The following is a 26,314-nucleotide window of genomic DNA, read 5'->3' as shown; positions in this document are numbered from 1 at the left end:
GTGTATTAATATGTTAGCAGTACTTATAGGACTTTATATCAATTTTGCAGATTAAACAAGTATATCTCAATATTATAAACCTTTTTTAATAATTGTCATATCTTTTTAGAATAATTTATAAAGTGTAGTTTTTTTCTATATATATAAAAGATAGGTATAAATAACATGCTAAATAGAGTATTACATAAAAAGAATACAGGCCAAGTAAGATGTTTTGCGCAAATACCGCCAAGGCTAGCTAAAATAATACGACTCAGAGAACTAAAAGAGGAACTAATAGAATATTGTGTAGCAACAAATTCACTATTACAAAGACTAGCAAAATAAATCGAGATAATAGTGCCTGCAAAGCCTGAACAAAAATTTTGTATTGTAATGGTTATTATAAATGTCTTGATATCATAACCGATGGTCGCAAGAATCATAAACATAATAGGTGACAATAATTGAATCACTCCTCCAATTAAGACACTATGAAATATCCCTATTTTTGCAGCTAAAATACCGCCTAAGGTCCCTCCGACTATCATGATTAGTAATCCATAAGCTTTGTAAATAACGGCAATTTCATGAGTAGTAAAACTTAAATCTAGAAATAACGGTATACTCATAGCCATTGGTATGGAATCTGCCGCTTTATATAAAAAGACAAACAATATAATTAGTAATAAATATTTTTGTTCATTTTTAAATGATATAATACTTTTTTTAATAACTTCAAAATATTGTTGTAAATCTATTAAATTATTAGTTGTATTACGTTTTGTTTTAAGTTCAGGTTCTTTGATACATAATATTACTATAGGTCCAACCATAGTAATGAATAAAGCAAATTTATATACTGTATTCCAGCCGAAAATAATTGATGAATATAAAGCACCAACGCTTCCAAGTAACATACCTAAACGAAACCCTATGCTACTAAAAGTAAAAGCTATTGAAAGTTCTTTTTTAGATGTTGTCCGCTCAATCCTATATGCATCCAGTACAATATCTTGTGTAGAACTGCAAAATGCAATAATAAATAAGATAATTGCAGTAATACATAAGTTATTACAAGGACTTCTTTTTAAGAACCACATCATCGTGAGTATTAAAAATATTTGTGATACCAAGGCCCAGCCACGCCTGTGACCGAATTTAACACCTAAAAAAGGTATAGAGTATTTATCTATAAAAGGCGACCATATAACTTTTAAGCAATATGGGAAAGCGGCTAGAGATATTGAGCCCACTATATCAGTTGTGTATTTCGCTTCGGATAATTGATATGGGACAGTAAAAAAAATTAAATTGAACGTAAGACCAGAAATTAAGCCTAAAAGTAAAATACCAATTAAATATAATTTTTTGTACACGTAATATAGCTATTTATAGTGCATTCTTAATGAGTAAAGTGCTACTTTAGAAAATATTTTACCGACTACTGGTATTTTAGTTACAATAGTGCTAATTAGGAAAAAGGAAGGAATAACATTGCCTGTAACCGTAATTAATTGCTGCTTGGTATCAATATTACCTTTCATAGTAAAATCAAAGAATGGTCCATGCGCTTCTGTATCGAAAATTGTAATTATATTCTCTCTATAATTAAATTTACCAGTCATGTCTTCAAATAAAATATTTTTATTATTAGTTATTGAACTAAGAAAACCAGGCAATGAAACAAAGGACACAAGACGTGTTAAAAAAGGAGTATCGACTACCTTAAAATGTTTTATAGAAAATTTACCGTATAATATCGGTACTATTTCACCTTTTTTTACTTCATATCTTTTTGTATTTAACTTGATGTTAATCTTGCCGTTTTGCATAGTGGTATACATTCCAAGTCCATTAAGCAATGCTCCTGCATTATCTGATTCAATTAGCCATTGTTCAAAAGTGTCCTTAGCAGTAAGAGACATATTAACTTTTTTATTCTCAAGATTAGCATTGAGAAAACCATAAAAACACCGTACTTTATCACATTTAATTTCTAAATCAAGATTAGTTAGCATTATATTATTTTTCAAAATTATTTTTGATATATTAGTTTTAAAATTAATATTATGTGTCGAATCTCCCTCTTTTTCTAGAAACTGCATCATATTAGCATTTGATAAATCTAATACGCTTCCATAAAGTTCTGTATTAAGATTATGGTTATCTATAATTATTTTTCCTTTTAAGTCTGTATAATTATGTTTCACAGCGGCTAGATTAATATTATAAATATTTTCTTTAATTAATGCATTACCGTGAATTTTTAAATTATCCTGTCCTGAAAGGTTAAATTCAATATCTCTATCAGCATTTTTATCATTTAATTTAGTATTTAAATATAAATTCGCTCTTTTATATAATTTTTTATGAATAGATACTTTATCTATATAAAATTCTAAATTATCAAGATTAGAATGCACTGTAATAAAACTCTCATTATTATGTTGTTTTTTATACTCAAAATTTAAAATGGTGGCGCCTGAAATTAATTTTAACACCCCAAATCTTTGATTCTTTGCTGTAATATTACTTTTTATTTTAAATAAGCACTCATTATGTTTATCTGATATATCATGATCATAAATAAAACTACTTTCATAATTATTAATGTTACCTTTGCCGCTAATATTTAGTTTATTATCTTTTAAACTACCTTTTGCTTCACCGTGTTGTAATAGGATATTATTGTCTAAGGTGTTAAAAGAGATATTTGTTAATGTTGATACAACATTATAGCTATTAGGGACATCTGAGCTAATAGGAATTATTAGCTCTATTATTGAATTTGCTGTTCCTTTGATTTTGCTAAGATCAATATTTTGAGCTTTAATCTTTTTATATGTATCACTTGGAATAAAAGCAATTAAGTCGTTAATTTCACCTTTAGCAGTAGCATTAAAAATAAATTGTGATTTATCCGGTCCTTCCCATTTGAAAGTCATAATACCATCTGCAATGAGACTTTTACCACTATATGCTTCATTAATTAGAAATTTTATTTCTGGCCCTGAAATTATTATATTAGTATCAATTTTAGTCAAAGGCGGTAAATCTTTATGATATTTATACTCAAAATTCGAGATATGTAAATTTGCTTTTAAATTATCTTCAACTAAAATATTTTTTTTAAATAATTTTTTATCTAATTTAATATTTAATTCTCCATTTTGTATAAAACCTTGTTTTATATGTTCTCGTAAATATGCGATTATAGGATTATCCGGAATAATTTTTTCAACGGTTTGATAAATTATTAAAGGCATATTTGCAGCCGCTGCACTTGTGTTGATAGTTTTATTAGTTATTATACCATTTAGTAATAAATAAGCTTTATCCCCAAAGGTGAGCTTGCAATTAACTGTTTTTGTATGTCCTTTAGAATAGGCTATTTTATATGAGCATAAAGCATTGCCTAGAGGTAAGTTTGCTCCTTGCTCATCAGTTAAAATATCACTTTTGATTGAAGTTACTTGTATGTCAGTTAGAGAAGCTTTTTTCATTATATTTAATGAATAATGACCAGTAGTTGAAGTATTGATAATCTCTTCATTGTTATTGGAGATTACAGAAATGTTATCAATATTAAAATTAGCCTCTATTAACGCATGAGAAAAGAAATTTTTGAAATTCAAAAAAAGATTAAAATCTTTAATTTCGCCTCTAGCGTTATCTATAAGACTTAAGGAAATGTACCCGATTGATAATCGGTTTTCTTTAAATTCTAAATTATGTAGTATAGCTTTTATATCATTTTTACTTAAATAAAATTCAATTATTTTTTTCAAAGGTGCATTTAAATGTCCTTTATTTACACTATACACAGTTAGAGTTATAGCAAAAGATAATGAAATCAGTATTATCAAAATACTAAAAAAGGTTTTTTTAATAAAATTCATTTGAGCTTGTAAATCTATTGAAATATGATAAAAGCTTTCTATACTCAGATAGAACTCCAAAAATTTGCTAAGTCATCCTAAAAGTACTGCAGTACTAAACCTGAATTAACAGCTTCAGCTCTTTGTAATATGGATTCTTGGTTCTTTCTGAAGTCGATTCTTATACTACTCTTCATTTATTTGAGGTATACACTTGGAATATAACGTATAATTTAAAAATTTAATATAAAAATCACAAAAAATTATGAATATTACATTTATCGGTAGTGGATATGTTGGATTAGTCTCAGGTATTATTATGGGTTATTTAGGTCATAATGTGACTTGTTTTGATAATGATGATGTTAAGATATCAAAATTAAATAAGAAAATATTACCGATTTATGAAGCTAAACTTGATGAATATCTTAAGCAAGCTTTGGAATCTGATAGGTTAAAATTTACAAATATTTATAGCAATGACTTTAGAAATGTTGATGCCGTATTTATTACGGTAGGTACACCTTCAAAAGAGTTGGGAGAAGCAGATTTAAAGTATGTTTATGATGCTGTTGATAAAGTATCAAAACATATAAATAAGGATTGTTTAATTGTCATAAAATCTACTGTCCCGCCAGGTAGTTGCAATAATATTATAGCTTATTTAAAAGCAAAAGGCTTTTCGTTTAATGTTGCTTCTAATCCTGAGTTTTTAAGAGAAGGGAGTGCGGTAGAAGATTTTTTATATCCTGATCGTATAGTTGTCGGTGTGAATAATCAAGAATCAGAGGCGCTATTGAGGACAATTTATGCTCCTTTAATAGAACAAGGTGTAAAGTTTTTAGTAACAAATTTAGTCACGAGTGAGCTTATTAAATATGCTTCAAATAGTTTTTTAGCAACCAAAATTGCTTTTATTAATGAAATGGCTGATTTATGTGAAAAAATAGGTGCTAATATTAAAGATTTGTCTCAAGGTGTAGGGCTTGATCAAAGAATCGGTCGAAATTTTTTAAATGCAGGACCTGGTTTTGGTGGCTCGTGTTTCCCAAAAGATATTCTAGCATTAAATAATCTTGTTGAAAATTATAAGATCGATTGTAAGATTCTTAAGTCAGTGATAAAGAGTAATAAGCTACGGCCAGGTAATATGGTAGCTAAAATAGCTACTTTGTTAGATGGAGATTTAAAAGGTAGAAATATAGCAATTTTAGGATTAACGTATAAAGCCGGAACAGATGATGTTAGAGCCAGTCCTGCAATCGAAATTATAACTATCTTATTAAATAAAGATGTGTATGTTAAAGCATTTGATCCTATTGGTCTTGAAAATGCTAAAAAGAATTTGGAACATAAAAATTTATTATATTTTGCTTCAGCCGTTGAAGCATGTGAATCAGTGGATATTATAGTTATTGCGACTGAGTGGTCAGAATTTAAAGAACTTAATTGGCAAGAAATTTATGATTTAGTAAAATCACCGATGATTATTGACCTTAGGAATATACTAGATAATGAAGTAATGAAAAAAATCGGTTTTAGATATTATGCAGTTGGAAGTAAAATTTAACTAAATAAGCAAAGTCATAATGAGATGTGTAGGATTGATTTAGTAATCTCAGGTTTTATACTGTTTAATTAGATTTTGAGGTGCTCTACGTTTTTACACTTTGCACAATAATACTTTATTATAATTAATTTAAAATGCAATCTGAATTTATACATTTAAGAACACAAAGCTCCTATTCTTTCTTAGAAAGTGCCTTAACGATAGAAAAAGTTGTAGAACTTGCTTTATTGCATAAAATGCCTGCTCTTTGTTTGTCAGACAGAGGTAACTTATTTGGCTCACTAGAGTTTGCATTATACGCTGTAAAAAAAAAGCTGCAGCCAATTCACGGTGTTATTCTTAATATACAATATGATATAAACGTTTTTGCACAAATTTTGTTGATCGCTAAAGATGAAACTGGTTATAAAAATTTACTCAAACTGTCAAGCCTGACTTTTACTAAGAATGATCGTAAGATATGTGATCACATTAATTTTGAAGATTTAATCAAATATCAGGAGGGATTAATAGCGTTATGTTGTTATACTGATGGTATTGTTGGCAAATGCTTGCTAGCCCGCAAGCAGGAACACGCGATTATGTTTGCTCGTAGATTACAGGCAATTTTAGGAGATCGTTTTTACTTTGAGATTATGAGACATGATTTACCAGAAGAACAGTTTATTGAGAATAGTTATATTCAGATAGCTTCTGAATTATCTATTCCGATTGTTGCTACTAATAAAGTGTTATTTAGTGAAAAAAGCATGCATTATGCACATGATGTATTGTTATGTATATCAGAAGGTGTTACTAAAGAATATCCTGATCGTAAAACAGTTAGTGAAAATTGTTATTTTAAATCTCCTGCTGAAATGAAAAAGTTGTTTTCTGATCTACCTAATGCAATCCAAAATACTGTTAATTTAAGAGAGCGTTGTTATTTCGCGGCACATCCAAATCCACCAATGCTGCCTAATTTTTCAACCCAAGACATTAGTGAAACATATTTAATTAGAAAATATGCAAAAGAGGGGTTGCTTGCACGGCTGGTTACAAAGTTTAAAGCTGAAAATATTTCTCGAGAGCATCAAGAAAAATTAAAAACTGAATATTTTACTCGTCTTAATTATGAGCTAGATATTATCTGTAATATGAATTTTGCTGGTTATTTTTTGATTGTATCAGATTTTATTAAATGGAGCAAAAAACATGGTATTTTAGTGGGACCTGGTAGAGGCTCTGGAGCTGGATCAGTTGTTGCTTGGAGCTTGCTTATTACTGACCTCGATCCGATTAAATTTGGTTTATTATTTGAAAGATTTTTAAATCCTGAACGTATTTCAATGCCTGATTTTGATATTGATTTTTGTCAAGAAAGGAGAGAGGAAGTAATTAATTATGTATGTTCTAAATATGGTAATAATAGAGTAGGACAAATTATAACTTTTGGTAAGATGCAGGCAAAAGCCGTAATTAAGGATGTCGCTCGTGTGCTTAGCCTACCTTATAAATGTGCTGATTATCTCACTGAGCTTGTTCCTTTTAGTGCAGTTAATCCAGTAAGCCTAGAACAGGCAATACGTGAAGTCCCAGAGCTTGCAAATGCTGCTAAAGGTAAGGGATTGTACAATTTAGAGGGTGACGCAGAGTTAATTAAGTTAGTGCTTGATACTTCGTTAATTCTTGAGGGATTACATAGACATTCATCAACCCATGCCGCAGGAATCGTAATAGCAGGGACTGATTTAGTTGATATAGTACCTGTATATAAAGATGCTAACTCCGATATGTTGATCGTCGGTTATTCTATGAAATATTCCGAGATTGCTGGTTTAATCAAATTTGATTTTTTAGGACTCCAAACTTTAACAGTTATTACTAATTGTAAAAAATTACTTAAAGAGCAAGGTATAGAAATAGATTTTGACGATATGACGTTTGATGATAATAAGACTTATCAAATGTTGTGTAAAGGTAAAGGAGTCGGGGTTTTCCAATTTGAAAGTATTGGTATGAAAGATGCGCTTAGACGTCTTAAACCTGATTCTATACATGATTTGATAGCCCTTGGTGCATTATATCGTCCAGGTCCTATGGAAAATATTCCTACATATATAGCTTGTAAACATAAATTACAGCAACCTGATTATTTACATAAATTATTAAAGCCGATATTGGAAGAAACATATGGAGTAGTAATATATCAAGAGCAAGTACAAAGAATAGCACAAGTGCTCGCAGGGTATACACTTGGTGCTGCTGATTTGCTTCGTAGGGCAATGGGTAAGAAGATCAAAAAAGAAATGGAAGAGCAGGAAGAGATTTTTGTAAAAGGAGCAATTGCTAATAATATTTCACAGTCGCAAGCTAAATCTATTTTTGCGACTGTTGCTAAATTTGCTGGATATGGTTTTAATAAGGCTCATGCTGCAGCTTATGGTGTTATTTCATACCAAACTGCTTATCTAAAAGCTAATTATCCTGCTGAATTTTTAGTAGCATGTTTAAACCTTGAATTAAATAATCATGATAAAATTAATTTATTCCTGCAAGAAGCAAAAGATAATGGTATCAAAATTATTGCACCTAATATTAATATTTCTGAAGGGTATTTTAGTGTAAAGTCTTCGGACACTGTTATTACGCATAACACAAAACCTTTAATACCTCGATTGAACAATGAGATTGATATAAAAGATACTGCGGTTAAGTCGTTGTATTATAAAGATGAAAGTACAATAATTTTTGCTTTAGGTGCTATTAAGGGCGTGACACCAAATTTTGGTAAGTTAGTAACAGATGAACGAAAAGCAAGGGGAGCATTTAAATCAATTACTGATTTTATTGAAAGATTACCCCCAAAATCTATTAACAGTAAATTGTTGGAAAATTTAATCAAGGCAGGTTGTTTTGATGAGTTGCATGATAATAGATTGCAGTTATTTTTAAGTGTTCCAAAATTAATTGCTTATTCAACTTCATATCATCAAGAGCAGGAATCTAATCAATTTAGCTTAATTAAAGTTTCTAGTTTAAGTCCAACTATTTTAGTATCAAGCAATTATGCAGATAAAAATACTTTAGCTTTTTATGAATTTGAGTCTATGGGTTTATTTATCTCTAATCATCCTCTTACGGAATATCAAGAAATATTTAGTCGTTTAAATATCCTAAATACTAGGGATTTATATAATAAATTACCTAACGGTACTAACCAAGTAACGCTTGCTGGTGTAATACAAAAAAAGGATTCTCGCATGTCGGCAAGAGGTAGATTCGTAACTCTTGTTCTTTCTGATCCTGAAAATATCTTTGAACTTACTATTTTTAGTGAGGAAGTGTTAAAAGATTATGTACATTTACTTGATGTTAAAAGTTTAGTAGTCGTTAATTGTGATATAGTTAAAGATGAAGGTGGAATAAAACTCACGGCCAAAAGCTTTTTATCCATTGAAGATGCAATTAATAATAGACAATTTGAACTACAACTTTATCCACAAAATTATGCAGAATTAGAGCAGATAATAACATTGCTTGTATCTCGTACTGGTCACGGATATCAAAGTAATGCTAAAGCTACAATCTATTTACAAAGCAAAGATGTAAAGCATTTTGTTGCAAAAATTACATTATCTGAAACGTTTTTTCTTCAAGTGCAAGATTTTGAGATATTAAGTCAATATATTCGATGAATTTTATATATTCCAATTTTATTTCCATTATTGATTAATATTTATTTTAAAACTATTTTTTTTCTAAACTCAATATATTAGTCGATGTTTCTTTTTATAAATTGATATTTTGCACAAGATTTGGATCTTGAATTAATGCTTTACAATCATTAATTATGGATTGTAATACAATTTGTTCTTTAATTACTTTTATACTTATAAAATGTATTTTTGATATTTTGTTTGTTAAGTTCTCAGTGGTTATTGAAAATATTATTGATGTTTTCCTATACTATAATATTTAGTAGATTTTTATTAATTTCAATTATTTAATAAATTTTATTTTGCTACTTTAATTAGTGTCCTGCGGAAAGTTGGATACAAGCGAATTTTGAGTATATTGTATCCAAGTTATTGTTGTAGTGTTTTTTGTTTTTCAATGTTTAGGAGTTTTATATTAATATGCTCGGTTTGCTCGGTGTGAAAGTTTGTATATTAATCTATTCTCTTGTTAATTTATTATTAACAACTTCATTGATTTCTTCTGATGCTTTTGTTTCATATCTTTTATACAAGCATTCAATTTCTTATTTACTTCGGAGATAGCTTGAGCTCTTTATTATTCAGTATTGTTTTGTGTTATTTTCTGATTTAATTAATACTAAAACTTTTTTTGTTTGAGTTTTTCTGTAATCTTTAAAATAAGTTGACGTTTATTATTATGTTTTAGATCGCTGATATATAGTTAAATCATTGCCATTATATGGAAACACGCATAGCAATTTTGTAATATATTTTAAATGAGATTTTTAGCAACGTTATTATATCTTGAGTCCATATCTGATCAATCTGAATTTTGCTTTACTGTGTGTGTCCTATTGTTGCATTTATTTTTTAGATAATTCATCTTTTTGTTGATTTTCTTTTTGCATACCAATAGCATTTTATAAAATATTTTTACTTTTTCTTGAGCAATTTATAACATAGTAGTAGTATGAGTGGAATATGATAAAGTATCATTATCAAGTTTTTTGAAGTTCATTATATTCCTGCCTGTAGTTTTACAATTTTTAAAACTATTCTCTTGTGCTAATACAGTTAAGCAAGTTAAATTAAAAAACGATTGCTTATAAAGCTAATTTTAAGCAATTAACCAATCCCGATTCAAAGCGTTATAAGTTTCAAGTAATGCTTTATAACAGCTAGCCCTATAGATAGTATGCGTCTAAAATTGTGTAACCTGTTGTAGAGGTGTCATAGTCACTATGTATTGTCAAGTATTGTGTATACTGAGTTGCTTTCATTGCATACTAACATTTACGTATGCTTCTAAGGCTTAACTTTGTGTGCTTAGTTTTTCAATAATATAATGTATTACAAAAAAATAATGCATAAATTATGAACTGAGAAATTGACTTTATAGTATTTGTAAGAGCTATGATCAACATCTACTTTTATACACTCTACTCCTTAGCTTATGAGCTTATAAACTCCTTGTTTTTTTAAAAGTTGATCTGTGTATACTACTCTGTATTGCACTCCGAGTTATATTGACTTAAATATATCGACTTTATCTAATTGTTCCCATGTGAAATTTTCGTCTTCGCGACCAAAATGACCGTAAGAAGCTGTTTTTTGATAACATTGAGTATGAAGCTTAAGATTTTTAATGATTTTGCCGGGACGCATATCAAAATGCTCTGTTATGAGCTTAGTAGTTTGTTCATTACTTAATTTGCTAGTACCGAAAGTTTCAGCATAAACAGATACAGGAGAAGCCACACCTATCGCATATGATATTTGTATTTCACAGCGATCTGCTAGTCCTGAGCCTACTATATTTTTAGCGATATAACGTGCCATGTAAGCAGCAGACCTATCTATTTTTGTTGGATCTTTTCCAGAAAAGCAACCACCACCGTGTTTTGCCATTCCTCCATAGCTGTCCACAATAATTTTTCTACCAGTTAAACCACAATCGGCAACAGGACCTCCTATAACAAACCTACCTGTTGGGTTAATTAGGTATTTAGTGTCTTTATGAAGTAAATGCGTTGGTAAGGTAGGCTTAATGATTTCTTCTATTACTGCTTCAATTAGATCTTTTTGCTGTATTTCTGGATGATGCTGAGTTGATAAAACTACTGAATCAATAACAATAGGTTTGTTATTTTCGTATCGTAGCGTGACTTGTGACTTTGCATCAGGTCTGAGCCAAGAAAGTATATTTTGTTTACGTAAATATGCTTGTCTTTTCATTAATAGATGAGCATAGTAAATAGGTGCAGGCATTAAACTTTTCGTTTCATTGCATGCATAACCGAAAACCATTTCTTGATCACCTGCTCCTATTTCCTCTTCATTTGCATTATCAATACCCATAGCAATATCAGGTGATTGTTTGACGATAGACGAAATTACAGCACAACAACTACCATCAAATCCATAACTTGGATTATTATAGCCTATTTCGTGTATTTTATTTCGTACTACTTGTTCAATATCGACATAGGTATTAGTCGTAATTTCGCCGCCTACTAAAACTAAACCGGTTGTAACAAAGGTTTCACAAGCAACACGTCCATTAGGATCATGCTTTAAAATTTCGTCCAGTACTGCATCTGAAATTTGATCAGCAATTTTGTCTGGATGTCCTTCGGAAACCGATTCAGAAGTGAATACAAAATTTTCCATATATTATGCTCCTTTTTAAAATTCTTCAAATAGTAAAATAGTATATAATAATTTTTATTTGATGCTTTATTGTGTGTTGCACACGTTGATACTAAAACTGCTATTTTGAGGAGTTTAACTACAACGCAATCATTTAAAAATCTATAAATTAAATTGTGCACTTAATAGAATTCATGTGTAATGCTCAATGTAATGAGTGAACAACTAAACTACATATTGTAATGTATTACGTAAATGAAATAGTATACAACCTAGCAACTATGTTTTTATAGAGATTATTATACATTTAGTGTATTTCTTTCCAGTTATTACCTGCTCTAATTTCGGTTATAATCGGTACATCAATATTAGTAGAATATTCCATGATTTTTTTAATAATAGGAATTACGAGTTCTAATTCAATCTCAGGAACTTCAAATAATAATTCATCATGAATTTGTAGTATTAGTCTTGTTTTGAGTTTACGTTTTTCTATCTCTTGGGCTAGCTTGATCATAGCAATTTTAATTATATCGGCACTAGTTCCTTGAATTGGAGCATTAATAGCTGCACGCTCTGCAAATTGTTTTAGCTTTTTATCATGAATTAGAGGTATAAAACATTTCCTGCCAAAGAAATTCGTGACATAGCCATTTCTATTTGCGTAAGCTTTCGTTTGTACCATATATTCTTGCATTCCTTTATATTCAGCAAAATATTGTTTGATATATTCGGCAGCTGTTCCGTTACTAACGTTTAATTGCTTAGCAAGGCCAAAAGCACTGATACCATAAATAATACCAAAATTTATCGCCTTTGCTTTACGTCTATGTTCGCTAGTCAATTCATGTTTTTGTAAATTAAAAATCTGACAAGCAGTTTGAGTATGAATATCCTCTTTATTAATAAATGCTTGTTTTAGTACATCTACATTTGCGATATGGCTTAATATTCTAAGCTCAATTTGAGAATAATCGGCAGATATTAATTTATAACCATCTTCTGCAATAAATGCTTGTCTGATTTTATTGCCATCACTAGACCGAGTAGGTATGTTTTGCAGATTAGGTTCTTGTGAGCTAAGTCTTCCTGTCGTGGTAGAAGTTTGTAAAAATGTTGTATGTATTCTCTTAGTTATATTATTTATTTGTTTCGGTAAACTATCAGTATAAGTATTTTTTAATTTTGTAAGTTGCCTCCATCTTAGTAATAAAGTTGCAATATGATATCCGTCTTCACTAAGTTTTTTGAGTATTCCAGCTTTTGTTGAGTAAGAGCTTGTTTTAGCTAAAGTATTACCGGAAGGTAATTGCATTTTTTTAAATAAAATCTCACTTAGTTGTTTTTGTGAAGCGATATTAAATTTAGTGCCGCTAAGAGCAAAAATTTCTTCTTCAATTTTTAGAATTTCTGTTCCAAATTCATCAGATAACTGATGTAAGTAATTAGCATCTACTTTAATCCCTATTTTCTCCATTTTGTCTAAAATAAAACATGTTGGTAAGTCAATTTCACGATATAGTCTAAAAGCTTTGTTCTTTTGCAGTGCCAATAAAGTTTGTTTATAAAGTGAGATAAAGTTTATTACTATTTTTGCTGATTCATTGATTATATTGTCCTTTGTTAAAGTTTCTGCAAATAGATTTTTCTGTACTAAACCTGCTGATAAAGTATATTGCATTAGTTCTAAATCTTCTATAGCTGTAATTTTATGAGATTGGTTTGCATAAAACTTCAGTAAATGTTTCAGAGAGTAAGTAATTTTTTTAATGGATTTATTGGTGAGTAAATTTAAAATTATATACGAAAACCAGTCGTTATTATTTTTGATATTATCATTATATGGAAAAAGATTGTTGTTTGTAATTTTAATAATATAGCTTTGGTTTTGCAGTGATAGAATCAATGCACAATTATTTCCTTTCTGTTGTAGTAAATATATTCCAAATATCCCTATTTTCTCAGCTTCTTTAGCGAAATTTTCTAATTCACTAGCATTACTAATTTCTTTTGCTTCAGTGACTTTATTATCTACTATCTCTTCATGATCATTAATTTTAATATAGAATAAATTTTCTACTCTTTTGTATAAAGATTTAAAACCATATTTTTGTAAAAATCCTATTAATTTTTCACTATTTGGATGTGACCATTCTAAATTATTTAAATTGAAATCTAGATCAACGTTAGAATCAAGACCAATTAACCTCCATGAAATTAATGCAGCTTCTCTTGAATTTTGTAAAGTTTTACGTTGTTTTATGCTTGAGATTTGGTCTAAAGAGTTGAATATATTTTCTACAGAACCGAATTGTGTTATAAGGCTACTTGCCGTTTTTGGTCCAATAGATGGGACACCTGGAATGTTATCTGATCTGTCACCGATTAAAGCCATGACTTCACGTAATTTATCAGGAGTAGTACCAAATTTTATAATAACGTCATCCTCTGTAATATATTTACATTTTATCGGATCATATATTTTGATGTTTTTACTCATTAACTGTAATAAATCTTTATCTGACGAGATAATTATTACTTCTTTGCCAAGTGTAATTGTTTTAGTAGCAAAGGTTGCAATAATATCATCGGCTTCATAACCGTTTTTTTCTAGAATAGCAAAGTTTAAGTGACTTGCAACATCACGAATTAAAGGTAATTGTCCAATTAAATCCTCAGGAGGTGTGGGGCGGTTAGCTTTATAATTTTGATAAATCTTATGGCGAAAATTTTTTCCACCACTGTCAAACACTATCGCACCATATTGAGGTTTAAAGTCGCTCAGTAATTTCAGTAGCATTGAGGTAAAACCATAAAGAGCTCCAACAGGCTCACCTTTTGCTGAACTTAAAGACTGTTGTGCATAATATGCTCTAAAAACGAATCCGTATCCGTCTATGAGCAATAAGGTATTTTTTTTAGTCATTTTAGATTTTATTTATATAGGTCATACAATTAGGTCATATAATTTGAATTGCAGATTTCGGCTATTATCTTGTATCTTGATAATGTACACCAATGTTATTGGTTGAATCACGTGTTCAAGATGCTAGATGACATCTAGTATGTTTCCTGTCCCACACAGTAAAAGCTCACAATCCTACTAGACTTCTAGAAAAATCATGTCTGTTAAATATTTTTAAGTCTTCTATCTGCTCGCCTATACCAATAAAATATATTGGTAAATTGAATTTTTGTACTGCTCCAACAAGTACTCCAGCTTTAGCACTACCATCTAGTTTCGTTATGATAAGTCCAGTCAAATTAGTAACATCATTAAAATATTCTATTTGGTTATACGTATTTTGTCCTGTAACAGCATCAATTATTAAAATACTATGAGTTGGTGCATTTTCGTCTAGCTTTTTTATAACTTTTACAATTTTCGAAAGTTCATCCATCAAATTTTTATTATTATGAAGTCTGCCTGCGGTATCAATAAACAGTATATCGATATTTTGTTTTATCGATTCTTGAATAGCACGGTAAGCAACACTCGCAGGGTCAGCTGATACTTCGCCGGTGATAAGTAGTGCATTTGCTCTATCTACCCAACTGCTTAGTTGATTGATAGCAGCTGCTCTAAAGGTATCACATGCTGCGACTGCTACTTTTTTACCTTGTGCTGAATAGAGTGCAGAAAGCTTACCTATAGTTGTAGTTTTTCCTACTCCATTAACACCACAAATTAAAATTATATTTAACTTATTTTCACTTAAAGTAAAAGGAATTTCTGATTTTGATAGTTGCTGTTCTATTAATTTAGCAATTGCTTCTTTTACTGTATCACTATCTATTGTTTTATCAAATTTTACATTTTTAAATTTTTCAATGATATGTGTTACTACTGTAATACTAATATCACTTGAGATAAGCAGTTCTTCAAGTTCGTTGAGAGTTGTTTGATCTAATTTTTTCTTGTAAAATATTTTGTCGATACCTGTAGAGATTGTATTAGAAGTTTTAGACAAACTTTGTTTTAATTTATTAAATATTGTAATCATATTAGCTAGTTTTTTATTTTATGTATGTTGGTGTTACTTTTTACTTCGTTGTCATTCCATCATACAGTTATTGTTGTGTAGAACAAAAAAATTTACTGTAACACTACGTAGGTTGCTGATTAAACTATAACATTAGTATTTTTTGATCCCGATACAATATTGTGAGATGCAAATAATTAAGGTCTTTGTCTCTGCTTCTTATTCTTATTTTTATGAGTGGTATTATTGAATCTACCTAAATTTTGCACAAATTTTTGTAGTCCGTTCAGTTCTGTTCCGTGTGTCTTAGTATATTCACGCACTATTTCTATATCTTCTCTATGAGAATCATCTATTACTATTAATTCCTTCATCAAATTATTAGAATCAAACGTAATTTTTATTATCTTTTGTTTTTGAATTTTTGGATTAAGCCAAGCTCTTTGAGACATTACTCTCTCAACATAATACCAAGTATTTTGGGAATATTCCGGTACCATAGTAGGTGTACCTATTAACTCTATGATTTCCATTTTATTTAGTTTTTTAGATTCTAATTTTACAAGTTCCGTATCATCTATTGAGGCCCCTCTATTTTCTATAGTTTTGCAGCTATTTAAGGCAAAAAATGCTAATATACTAAAAATACACGTTATAAAAGTTTTCATATTCATAAGTTTAATTTTATCTAGATTTTATTCAAAGATTATAATATACTTCTTCACTAATTTGACAAATACTTTTTAATTTATTTAGCGAGGCTAATAATGGCAGTTCCAAAGAAAAAAACATCGAAGTCAAAACGTAATATGAGACGTTCTCATTTAGCACTTGGTAAAGTTAATGTAGTAGTTGACGCACAAACTGGTGAATATAAGCTTCCACACCACATTTCTTTAGTAGATGGCACTTATAATAATCGTCAAGTAGTAATGAAAAAAATTGACACTGAAGAAGTAGCTTAAGTACTTAAAATTTATGACCTGTAAAATTATCGGCTCTGGAGGCTATCTTCCTCAAAAAATAATTAGTAATGATGAGCTAACAAAATTTGTTGATACTAATGATAAATGGATTAGGACAAGAACAGGGATCTTTCAACGTCATATAGCGGGTGATACAGAGTATACGTCTCATCTAGCTTTAAAATCAGCACAGAAAGCTATAGAAGATGCTATGATATCAGTGGATGATATCGATTTAATTATTACATGTACTACCACACCAGATAATAGTTTTCCTTCTGTTGCTACTAAACTGCATGGATATCTTGGTTTAACTAATATACCATCTTTTGATTTACAAGCAGTATGTGCTGGCTTTATTTATGGTTTGCAATTGACAAATTCTCTGATTGTATCTGGTAAATATAAAACTATTTTGCTTATAGGAGCTGAGAAAATGACATCACTTTTAGATTGGAATGACAGGTCTACTTGTGTGTTATTTGGTGATGGAGCAGGTAGTGTAATATTACAGCGTAGTAATGATGAATCTGGTTTGATAGATAGTAATATCTTCTCAAGCGGCACTGATTATGAAATATTATATACAAGTGGTGGTACAAGTATGAATGGTACTAGCGGTAAAATAGTGATGCAGGGTCAAAAATTATTTCGTCATGCAATAGCAAAAATGCTTCAATCTATAGAAGATTTACTCCATGCCAATCAATTCAGTGTAAGTGATATTGATTATTTTATACCGCATCAAGCCAATATCCGCATTATCAATAAACTTGCTGAACTATTAAATATAGAAGAGCACAAAGTAGTAAAAACAGTAGAAAAACATGCTAATTGCTCTGCAGCTTCTATACCACTTGCTTTGAGTACTCTTAAAGAATCAGGTAAAATAAAAAAAGGTGATATTTTACTATTTTCGGCTATTGGTGCAGGTTTAACTTGGGGTAGTGCATTAATAAGATGGTGAATATGTTACTTGTATTTTAAAATTTTTATGTTATTGCATACTTTTTAAGTGCTAAAAAGTACTCAATATGTATGCTGCTGTTATAAACTGTAAATTGATCTATTTTCCTATATTAATATAGTCTTCATATATCTTTAATCCAAAGTATCTGAATTGTAAAAATGATATTTTTACCACATTTATACATGAGTAATTGCATTTTATAATATTTTAGCCTTTAAACTCATAAAATAATGATATATACTAACTCACATAGCTTTAGTTAGTTATAACTAGCTAAAATGATGCATATATTATAAATTATAATCTCAAGGAGTTTAATTATGAAAACAAAAATTACATTAGCTTTTCTTGCATTATTTATGCTTGTAGGGTGTAATACAACAAAAAAAACCACACAAATGGCCGGTATGGTGAATCAATGTGAAGAAACATCATTAATGAAAGATTTCGAGAAATATGCAGGTAATGCTGTATGGTTTGCTTTTGATAGTGCTTCGTTATCTCCAAAAGCTAAAGAAGACCTAGAAAGACAAGCTTGCTGGTTATCAAAACACCCTGAAGTTAAAGTTACTGTTGAAGGACATTGTGATGAAAGAGGTACTAGAGACTATAATATAGCTTTAGGCGAAAGAAGGGCAGCAGCTGCGAAACAATTCTTAGCAAATAAAGGAATAGCTCATAATAGATTAAATACCATCTCTTATGGTAAAGATAAACCTGCTATGATGGGCAATACTGAGGAAGCTTTTTCTTATAATCGTAGAGCTGTAACAGTTGTGCATCAATAAAATTATTTACTAATTTAATTATTATTTTAAAAGGTCGAGTTTTATTACTCGACTTTTTATTTATTATTTCATTATCTAAATTATGTAAGCATTGATTTCTGAATACAGAGTACTTATGTTCTTAAGAAGTATTTTGCTCCTATTGGTAAATACACGGTATAATTTAAATATTTTAGACTGTGCCACATGGTCAAGAAGTTACTGCATTGCGCTGAATCATTCATCTGAGTGCGCAATCTAGAAAATTTTTAAGATGTCTTTGTTAACTACTTTATTGTGGCTGTATTTTATAGATCAAAAACTTATACATCATTTTTATGTGATAAATCAAAAATATAAAAATTTTACTAGACTTGACTTGATAATAATTATATAAATTTCACATAAAAAGGGGCTGTAGCTCAGTTGGTTAGAGCACGCCGCTCATAACGGTGTGGTCGTAGGTTCAAGTCCTACCAGCCCCACCACACACATTCTTATTTAAATTCGTATTAGAACTGAATTTATAATGATTAATCTAAAAACACTATCTTTGTACCTTACTAAATTATATTCTAAGTGTTTCTTTATTATATTGTTCCTTTTAATTGTGCTATTAATTATCTCTAATATTTTTGATCTTTTACAAAAGTTCAAAAATATTTATGTTCCTTTTAGTTTTTTTTGGAGATTTATCTTATATAAGATTCCTTATTTACTCACTCAAGTGTCTTCGTTAATAAGTTTTACTTCTATGTTATTTTTTCTTAGAAATCTAACAAAAAGTAATGAATTAATTGCGATATTATCTAGTGGTATTCATATTTGGCAAGTACTTATTATACCATGTATTGTAACTTTAATTTTAGGTATCATTTGTACGACTTTGTTGAATCCTATAAGTACTATAGGATTACAAAAATATGCGATATTGGAAGCAAAATTAACTAAAAAAGCCTTGAGTGGGGGTCTAATATCTGAATCAGGTTTATTGTTTTTTGAATCTTTAAATGAGCATAATCAAATTATTCAAACACAATTTATTGATGTTGCTGAACAAAAATTAAATAATATTACAATTTTATTTATTGATAATAATAATTCTTTTTTAAAGAGAATTGACGCATTATATGGTATTATTAAAAATAAAAAGTTATATCTAAATAGAGTCAAGGTTTCCATGAAAGATGAAACTAAGTCTTACAACAATTTAACTATACAGACAAATTTATCAATTAATAGTTTAGTAAATAAATTTATGCGTCCTGAGATGGTGTCTATTTGGGCTTTACCTAAATTAATTAATGAATTATTAAATTCAGGTTTATCTGCTATCAATTATCAAATTTATTATTATAAGCAATTATTTAAACCTATAATGATGATGGCAACCGTAATTTTAGCTAGCTGTTTTATTAGTCTTAAACAGCGTTGTAATGCACAAGAAAAAATACTTATATTAGGTTTATTCTCAGGTTTTATAGCATATTCGTTATCAGAAATTTTATTAAAAATACTTACTTATAATAATTTATCTTTAATCGCTGCTATTTTATTACCTAGTTTACTAATATTTTTTATTAGTAACTTTATTATTTTACATTATAAGGAAATTTAATATATATTTTCATTTAATTTTTAAAAAATAAAAAATGTGTTGTGTAGTGTATAATTTTTGCTCCTCACAAAGTATCCTACACTGTTTTTTATTCACAGTTTTATAGAAGTGTTTTGAGAATTTAGAGAGAAAAATACAATGATAATGAAATTTTTGGAAGGTTTTTCTTCAGGTATGGCAATAGATCTTGGTACTGCTAATACTATTGTCTATCAAAAAAGTCGTGGAATTGTTCTAAGAGAACCTTCTGTTATTGCATTAATAAAAAAAGATGGTGCTTTTGTCCCATATGCTTATGGTCATGAGGCAAAAATGATGCTTGGGCGTACTCCTACAGATATTGAAGCAAAAAGACCTTTAAAAGATGGTGTTATTGCTGATTTTAAGGGTGCAGAGGAAATGATAAAGTATTTTATTAGAATGGTGCATAATCGTCGCTCTTTTTTTGGTCCAACAATTGTTATTTGTGTGCCTTCAGGTTCTACGCCTGTTGAGCGTCGTGCTATCCAAGAAGCAGCAGAAAGTGCAGGTGGTAGAGATGTTTATTTAATTGAAGAGCCTATGGCAGCGGCGATTGGAGCAGGGTTGCCTGTAACGGAAGCAACTGGTTCAATGATTGTTGATATTGGAGGCGGCACTACAGAAGTTGCAGTTTTGTCACTAGGTGGGATAGTATATGCGAGGTCTGTAAGAGTTGGTGGTGATAAGATGGATGAAGCTATTATCTCATATATCAGAAGGCACTATAACTTACTTATAGGTGAGGCTACTGCCGAAAAGATCAAACAAGAAATAGGTACAGCTTATGTAAATGAAAATACTGAGCCGAGAAAGATGGAAATTAAAGGACGTGATTTAATTTACGGTATTCCTAAAGAAATGATGTTGAATGAAAGACAAATTGCTGATAGTCTCATTGAACCAGTCAGTCAAATTGTTGAAGCAGTAAAAGTAGCATTAGAAGCAACGCCTCCTGAATTATCTTCAGATATAGTTGATAAGGGAATTGTTTTAACAGGCGGTGGCTCGTTATTACGAAATCTTGATTTTGTTCTTAGTGAAGCAACTAAATTGCCTGTTATAGTTGCTGATGATGCTCTTTCTTGTGTTGCACTTGGAACAGGCAAAGTACTTGAAGATTTTACAAAGCTAAAACATGTACTATTTAAACAGGATTAAAAATGGCAATACTTGCAAATAGAGTAAAAAATTCTCCAAGTTCATTAGAATTAATACGCATAATATTAAATACTCTGAAGCGTGTTTGTGTTATATTTGGATTTGGATTGTCTATATATTTATTTTTGATTACACCTAAAAAAATATCTAGTATATCACTTGAAGTAACTGGTAGTATAGTATCTATAGGTTTGGCTGTGTATAAAGATATATTTGAATATATAAATTTAGTAACACATAAATTTATTTATTTTCAAGATCTAGAGCGCAAAAATATAGAACTTCAGCTTGAGATAGCAAGATTACAACATTTGCAAAGCGAAGTAGAATCTGTCAAAGCCGAAAATATTGCATTAAAAGATTTATTAATGATTGCTGAGGAAGAAGAATTTGAATATTTGACTACTAAATTACTTAGTGTTTCTTTTAATCCATTTTCTAGAACTGCTTTGATTTCCGCAGGTAAAAAGCAAGGTATTGAACCTGATCAAATCGTTGTTAATTCAGGTAAATTAGTAGGCAAAATAATAGAAGTTAGTAATAATTACTCTAAAGTAATGTTGATTAGTGATGTTAATTCTAGAATACCTATTAAAGCTAATTCTTCAAGAGAACAAGGTATTTTAGCAGGTAATAATAATAATAGTAAAATTTTATACTTGCCTAACAATCACTTAGTACAAAAAGATGAGGAAATAGTTACCTCTGGACATGGTAATATTTATCCTGCAGGTATTTTAGTGGGCTATGTGTCTAGAGTTACAGAAAATGATGTAATAGTAAACTTAGCAGCTGATTTATCTAAAATGGAATTTGTACAAATATTATTGCCGAAGCAGTAATGTTTTTTAAATGTTGTATTCTACATAATTACTTTAAAAGTATGTCTTTGTTTCATGAAACATTTTTATAATTCCCACACAGACAAAAACCTAAATTATTTTATAAATATTTTTGTAAATAATATTTATCACTGTGACATTAAGTTATTTATGCTACATTACTGCTGTAACGGATGAAATTATAAGAGTATGAACAAAATGGTTACGGCATTATAACCGCATATAGTATAATAATCGATAAATTAAAATTTTATCAAAACTGCATCATAGCAAACATCACTACAATTATTTAATAAAGTAATTATTTTATTAAAATCAAAATAAGAAACTTTAAAGTTAGATTGGTATCTTTTAATCACAATAAGAAGAATGACTATGGTAACTGTATCTTGAATATTTTTAAATAGCAATTCTATATCATATATTGTCAAGTTGGATTTGGTACTATAATTTATTATAAATTATCTATAATGATAAAAATTTTGTATTATCCATGTTGTTTCATCGCTTGATTTTTGCTACTGTTATCTTGTAAGATCAATATATTTTTAGTTATTATATACTGTTGATAAGTTGTGGTATGATACCAAGTACATTTTTTAACTCATGTCACAAGATTGGTAGTACTCAACAAACTTTATATATCATTTATTTATTCAGAGGTTATTAATATGGCACTTGCTACTAAGGTAAAAGAATTTTTAGAAGAAAAATTAAAACAAGAAAAGATAGATCGTAAATATCTTTCTAAGGTGACTAATATCCCTTATACGACTGTTAGTAGAATTATGAGAGCGGAAGCTAATCGTGAATTTAATCCTGAAATAGATACTATTTTAAAAATAGCAAAATATTTTAATTGTACTATGGATGAGGTAATAAAAAGAAAAGTACATAATAATTCATAAAGCTTTATACAAATGAATTTTGTATGAATTGTTAATGTATTTTACCTACTACTTTTAGAGCTTTGCATTGAAATTCATCTTATCTTAATCTGCTGTATCTATGAAATAAAACATAAAATATGCAATTTAAACATAAAGGACTGATTATAATTTTATCTTCTCCTTCAGGTACTGGTAAGTCAAGTTTAGCTAAAGAATTATTGAAGATAGATAATAATTTACGTTTATCTATTTCGGTCACTACAAGGAAACCACGTTTAGGAGAAGTAGATGGTATAAACTATTACTTTAAGACTGATCTAGAGTTTAAAACATTAGTTAAACAGAATAAATTCCTTGAATATGCTAAAATATACAATGATTATTATGGTACGCCTAAAGAATATGTTAAAATGTTATTAAAGCAAGGATTAGATGTTTTATTTGATATTGATTGGCAAGGAGTAAGGAGTATTAAGAAAAATACTAATAATGTTGTTACTATATTTGTATTGCCGCCTAGTCTTGAAATACTGGAACAACGCTTAAGAAATAGAGCTACAGATAATGAAGAAACAATCAAATTACGTATGCAGTCGGCACAACATGAAATATCATACGCTAATGAGTATGATTATGTAGTTATCAACGATGATTTCGGCCAAACGCTTAAAAAAATACATGAGATTATAGTTGCAGAAAGAGCAAAGAATTTTTCTTACCATGCACATTAGCGTGACTATACTCATTTTTTTAATATAAATACCTTAAATTATTTCACATAATCTTTTTTACATCTTTGTTTGCCAATTTTATTTTTTTGTTGAGCATGAATGATCCGATCAACTATTATATGTGTAGATTTTATATTATTTGATAAAGTTGTTGTTTTATCATTCTCATTACTTTGTTTGTGCATATTATATTTTATACATTATGATGTTACTGTTTGTTGCACTTGATTACTTCGTCAAACTTCATTACTCTTATTTGTAGCTCTAGGATTATTTAAAGAATATTTGATAATACTGAATCTACATTGATTATTAATTGCGTTACATTTTATACATATCTTAATATTTGTTATCAACAATACTAATGTTTAAATTCTTAATATTTATGAATTTAGAGTATTGTTTGATTTTTCTATAATATTTTTTATTGTCCTCAAAACTTAATTGTTCTAATATTATGTATGGTTATTCTGTTGTGTATCAAGGCGTAGATATTTCCGATTTTAATATTGAACCTTTAGCAAGGTTTGTGCTTTGAATCTTCAGATTGCTTAATTGCTTAGTTTAATAGTTTGTATTGTAATTTTAGAATTTATTTCTTTTATACTCTTGTTGTAAGTCAAAATAATAGACGGTCAAATTAGTTTTCCTATACTTTTATAGCTGGTTGTTATTCAAGGATCTTGCAATAATTTACAGTCATCTAGCTTATAATCATCTAATATTCTATTAAACTTGATTTTCCTCAGCAGCTACAACATATCAGACAAATTTTTATAGTTCTGATACAGATAAAGCGCTAAATCAAATAACATGACTTTATCATTAACGCTTAATGAAACCCTGTATTTAATGAATTACGCTCATAATGGTATTATACTGTGATAATGATAATAATTTATATTAAATCCTCTTAATGACTAAGCTAGCATTGGTACCACCGAAGCCAAAAGAATTAGATAATACGTAATCTACCACAGTTTCTCTAGCTTTTAATTTTACTAAATCTATTTTAACATCATCCATAGGGTTTTCTAAGTTTAAGGTTGGTGGTGCAATCTGATCTCGAATTGTAAGAACTGAAAATATAAATTCAACACTTCCTGCTGCACCAAGCAAATGTCCTATTGATGATTTAGTAGAAGACATTAGAATTTTGGGATTCGATTCTAAAAATAATTTTTGTGTAGCTTCTAATTCGATCATGTCTCCAAGAGTAGTAGAAGTACCGTGTGCATTAATATAATCAATCATACTAGGATTGATACCAGCATCTTGTAACGCTTCACTCATTGCTCTATAAGCTCCTCTACCTTGAGGATGTGGAGCGGTCATATGGTATGCATCACCTGTAGAGCCGTACCCTATAACTTCACAATAAATTTTAGCTCCACGATTTACTGCATGTTCATATTCTTCTAAGACTACAATGCCTGCTCCTTCACCCATCACAAAACCACTTCGACCTTTATCCCAAGGTCTTGAGGCTTTTTCAGGATTATCGTTATATTTAGTACATAATGCTCTAGCAGCAACGAAACCTGCAACTCCGACAGGTGTAACTGGAGCTTCTGCACCACCTGCGATCATAACATCGGCATAACCATGCTTTATCATACGCATCGCATCACCTATAGCATGTGCACCTGTAGAGCACGCTGTTACTGCTGCTTGATTCGGGCCACTAAAACCGTATTTTATAGAAACAAGACCTGATAAAAGGTTAATTAATGATGCTGGAATAAAGAAAGGACTAACTTTGCCGTTATTTTCTTTATAAAGTTTAATAGAGGTATCTTCAATCATTTTAAGCCCACCGATTCCTGAACCTAATATCAGGCCTGTTCTATCACGAGATTTTTCATCTTCAGGTAACCATCCGCTATCTTCAACTGCTTCGGTTGCAGCTGCTATCCCATAATGGATAAATTTATCCATTTTACTTAGTCTATTAATATCATCTGCTTGTGTAAAATTTTCTAGTTTAAATCCATCGTGCTCAGAAATATCTATAACTCCAGCAATTTTACACGCAAGTTTAGAAGTGTCAAATTCTGTAATAGTTTTTATACCACTTACTCCATCTACAATATTTTTCCAAGATGAGTTAACATTAAGCCCAACAGGAGTAACAAGTCCAAGCCCAGTAATAACTACTCTTTTATTTATGTTTTGATTTGACATTTTTAATTATCTTAGGGATTTAATTTATGCAGATTAAGATTGGCGTTCTTTGATATATTTTATGACATCGGATACGGTTTTAATTTTAGTGGCTTCATCATCAGGGATATCAATACCGTATTCAACTTCTATTGCCATCATTAATTCTACGGTATCAAGGCTATCAGCTTTCAAATCTTCTATAAATCTTGAATCTGTAGTTATTATCGCTTTATCTTTATTTAGCTTCTCAGCAACCATTTCAATAACTTTCTGTTCGATCTTGTCCGTTGTACTCATAATTTTGAACTCCATAAATCATTTATTTATATATTATATAATAGCAATTATTCATCTATTAGATTGTATTTTAATTGCTATGAATCTTTTAAATATTCATAAGCATTTTACCTTTAAAAGAACTTCTAGCACAAAAAATTATTTTTT

The 26,314-nt window shown here is 29.5% G+C and carries 18 protein-coding genes and 1 tRNA gene; 11 read left to right on the top strand and 8 right to left on the bottom strand.

Annotated features, from left to right (window positions below; all coding sequences use genetic code 11):
* Nucleotides 1-95: 95 nt before the first annotated feature.
* Both RT_RS03785 and RT_RS03780 read right to left on the bottom strand, forming a co-directional pair.
* Nucleotides 96-1,358: an MFS transporter gene (locus tag RT_RS03785; RefSeq protein WP_011191199.1), complete on the bottom strand. Its 1,263-nt coding sequence runs from the start codon at nt 1,356-1,358 to the stop codon at nt 96-98.
* A 9-nt stretch (nt 1,359-1,367) separates the two neighbouring features.
* Nucleotides 1,368-3,881 carry a DUF3971 domain-containing protein gene (locus RT_RS03780; RefSeq protein ID WP_011191198.1) on the bottom strand — a complete coding sequence of 838 codons (2,514 nt, stop codon included), beginning with the start codon at nt 3,879-3,881 and terminating at the stop codon, nt 1,368-1,370.
* A 244-nt stretch (nt 3,882-4,125) separates the two neighbouring features.
* Here RT_RS03780 and RT_RS03775 point away from each other — a divergent pair, with 244 nt between their 5' ends.
* Together RT_RS03775 and dnaE are read left to right on the top strand one after the other, a co-directional pair.
* Nucleotides 4,126-5,430: a UDP-glucose dehydrogenase family protein gene (locus RT_RS03775; RefSeq protein ID WP_011191197.1), complete on the top strand. Its 1,305-nt coding sequence runs from the start codon at nt 4,126-4,128 to the stop codon at nt 5,428-5,430.
* Nucleotides 5,431-5,564: 134 nt separating this feature from the next.
* Entirely contained in the window at nt 5,565-9,107 is a 3,543-nt protein-coding gene (gene dnaE / locus RT_RS03770) for a DNA polymerase III subunit alpha (RefSeq protein ID WP_011191196.1), read from the top strand.
* A gap of 1,524 nt (nt 9,108-10,631) precedes the next feature.
* Here dnaE and metK read toward each other — a convergent pair.
* The 4 genes from metK to bamE all read right to left on the bottom strand — a co-directional run bounded on the left by metK (nt 10,632) and on the right by bamE (nt 16,410).
* Nucleotides 10,632-11,780, bottom strand: coding sequence for a methionine adenosyltransferase (metK, locus tag RT_RS03765; RefSeq protein WP_011191195.1), 1,149 nt, complete (start codon nt 11,778-11,780; stop codon nt 10,632-10,634).
* A gap of 286 nt (nt 11,781-12,066) precedes the next feature.
* Entirely contained in the window at nt 12,067-14,685 is a 2,619-nt protein-coding gene (gene polA, locus RT_RS03760; protein ID WP_011191194.1) for a DNA polymerase I, read from the bottom strand.
* 166 nt (nt 14,686-14,851) lie between these two features.
* Entirely contained in the window at nt 14,852-15,763 is a 912-nt protein-coding gene (gene ftsY, locus RT_RS03755; protein ID WP_011191193.1) for a signal recognition particle-docking protein FtsY, read from the bottom strand.
* Nucleotides 15,764-15,939: 176 nt separating this feature from the next.
* Nucleotides 15,940-16,410: an outer membrane protein assembly factor BamE gene (bamE, locus tag RT_RS03750; protein WP_014419467.1), complete on the bottom strand. Its 471-nt coding sequence runs from the start codon at nt 16,408-16,410 to the stop codon at nt 15,940-15,942.
* A gap of 99 nt (nt 16,411-16,509) precedes the next feature.
* Between bamE and rpmF the strand changes: the two genes are divergently transcribed.
* From rpmF to gmk, 9 genes are all read left to right on the top strand, one after another.
* Complete coding sequence (rpmF, locus tag RT_RS03745) at nt 16,510-16,707, top strand: 50S ribosomal protein L32 (protein ID WP_011191191.1); 198 nt, start codon at nt 16,510-16,512, stop codon at nt 16,705-16,707.
* 13 nt (nt 16,708-16,720) lie between these two features.
* Complete coding sequence (locus RT_RS03740) at nt 16,721-17,674, top strand: ketoacyl-ACP synthase III (RefSeq protein ID WP_011191190.1); 954 nt, start codon at nt 16,721-16,723, stop codon at nt 17,672-17,674.
* A gap of 323 nt (nt 17,675-17,997) precedes the next feature.
* Entirely contained in the window at nt 17,998-18,465 is a 468-nt protein-coding gene (gene pal / locus RT_RS03735) for a peptidoglycan-associated lipoprotein Pal (protein ID WP_011191189.1), read from the top strand.
* A 390-nt stretch (nt 18,466-18,855) separates the two neighbouring features.
* A tRNA-Ile gene (locus RT_RS03730) sits at nt 18,856-18,932 on the top strand.
* A 41-nt stretch (nt 18,933-18,973) separates the two neighbouring features.
* Nucleotides 18,974-20,062, top strand: a complete 1,089-nt coding sequence (locus tag RT_RS03725) for an LptF/LptG family permease (RefSeq protein WP_011191188.1) — start codon at nt 18,974-18,976, stop codon at nt 20,060-20,062.
* A gap of 138 nt (nt 20,063-20,200) precedes the next feature.
* Nucleotides 20,201-21,241, top strand: coding sequence for a rod shape-determining protein (locus RT_RS03720; RefSeq protein WP_011191187.1), 1,041 nt, complete (start codon nt 20,201-20,203; stop codon nt 21,239-21,241).
* Between the two features lie 2 nt (nt 21,242-21,243).
* Nucleotides 21,244-22,083: a rod shape-determining protein MreC gene (gene mreC, locus RT_RS03715; RefSeq protein WP_011191186.1), complete on the top strand. Its 840-nt coding sequence runs from the start codon at nt 21,244-21,246 to the stop codon at nt 22,081-22,083.
* 671 nt (nt 22,084-22,754) lie between these two features.
* Nucleotides 22,755-22,991, top strand: coding sequence for a helix-turn-helix transcriptional regulator (locus RT_RS03710; protein WP_011191185.1), 237 nt, complete (start codon nt 22,755-22,757; stop codon nt 22,989-22,991).
* A 119-nt stretch (nt 22,992-23,110) separates the two neighbouring features.
* Nucleotides 23,111-23,704, top strand: a complete 594-nt coding sequence (gene gmk / locus RT_RS03705) for a guanylate kinase (RefSeq protein WP_011191184.1) — start codon at nt 23,111-23,113, stop codon at nt 23,702-23,704.
* A gap of 903 nt (nt 23,705-24,607) precedes the next feature.
* Here the strand turns inward: gmk and fabF are convergent.
* Both fabF and acpP read right to left on the bottom strand, forming a co-directional pair.
* Complete coding sequence (gene fabF, locus RT_RS03700) at nt 24,608-25,888, bottom strand: beta-ketoacyl-ACP synthase II (protein ID WP_011191182.1); 1,281 nt, start codon at nt 25,886-25,888, stop codon at nt 24,608-24,610.
* Nucleotides 25,889-25,921: 33 nt separating this feature from the next.
* Nucleotides 25,922-26,182 (bottom strand): acyl carrier protein, encoded by a 261-nt coding sequence (acpP, locus tag RT_RS03695; RefSeq protein ID WP_014607275.1) that lies wholly within the window; start codon nt 26,180-26,182, stop codon nt 25,922-25,924.
* Nucleotides 26,183-26,314: the final 132 nt, after the last annotated feature.

Source organism: Rickettsia typhi str. Wilmington, from assembly GCF_000008045.1.
GTDB lineage: Bacteria > Pseudomonadota > Alphaproteobacteria > Rickettsiales > Rickettsiaceae > Rickettsia > Rickettsia typhi.
The sequence above is the reverse complement of the archived record's forward strand: the minus strand, read 5'-3'. Positions and strand labels throughout refer to the sequence as shown.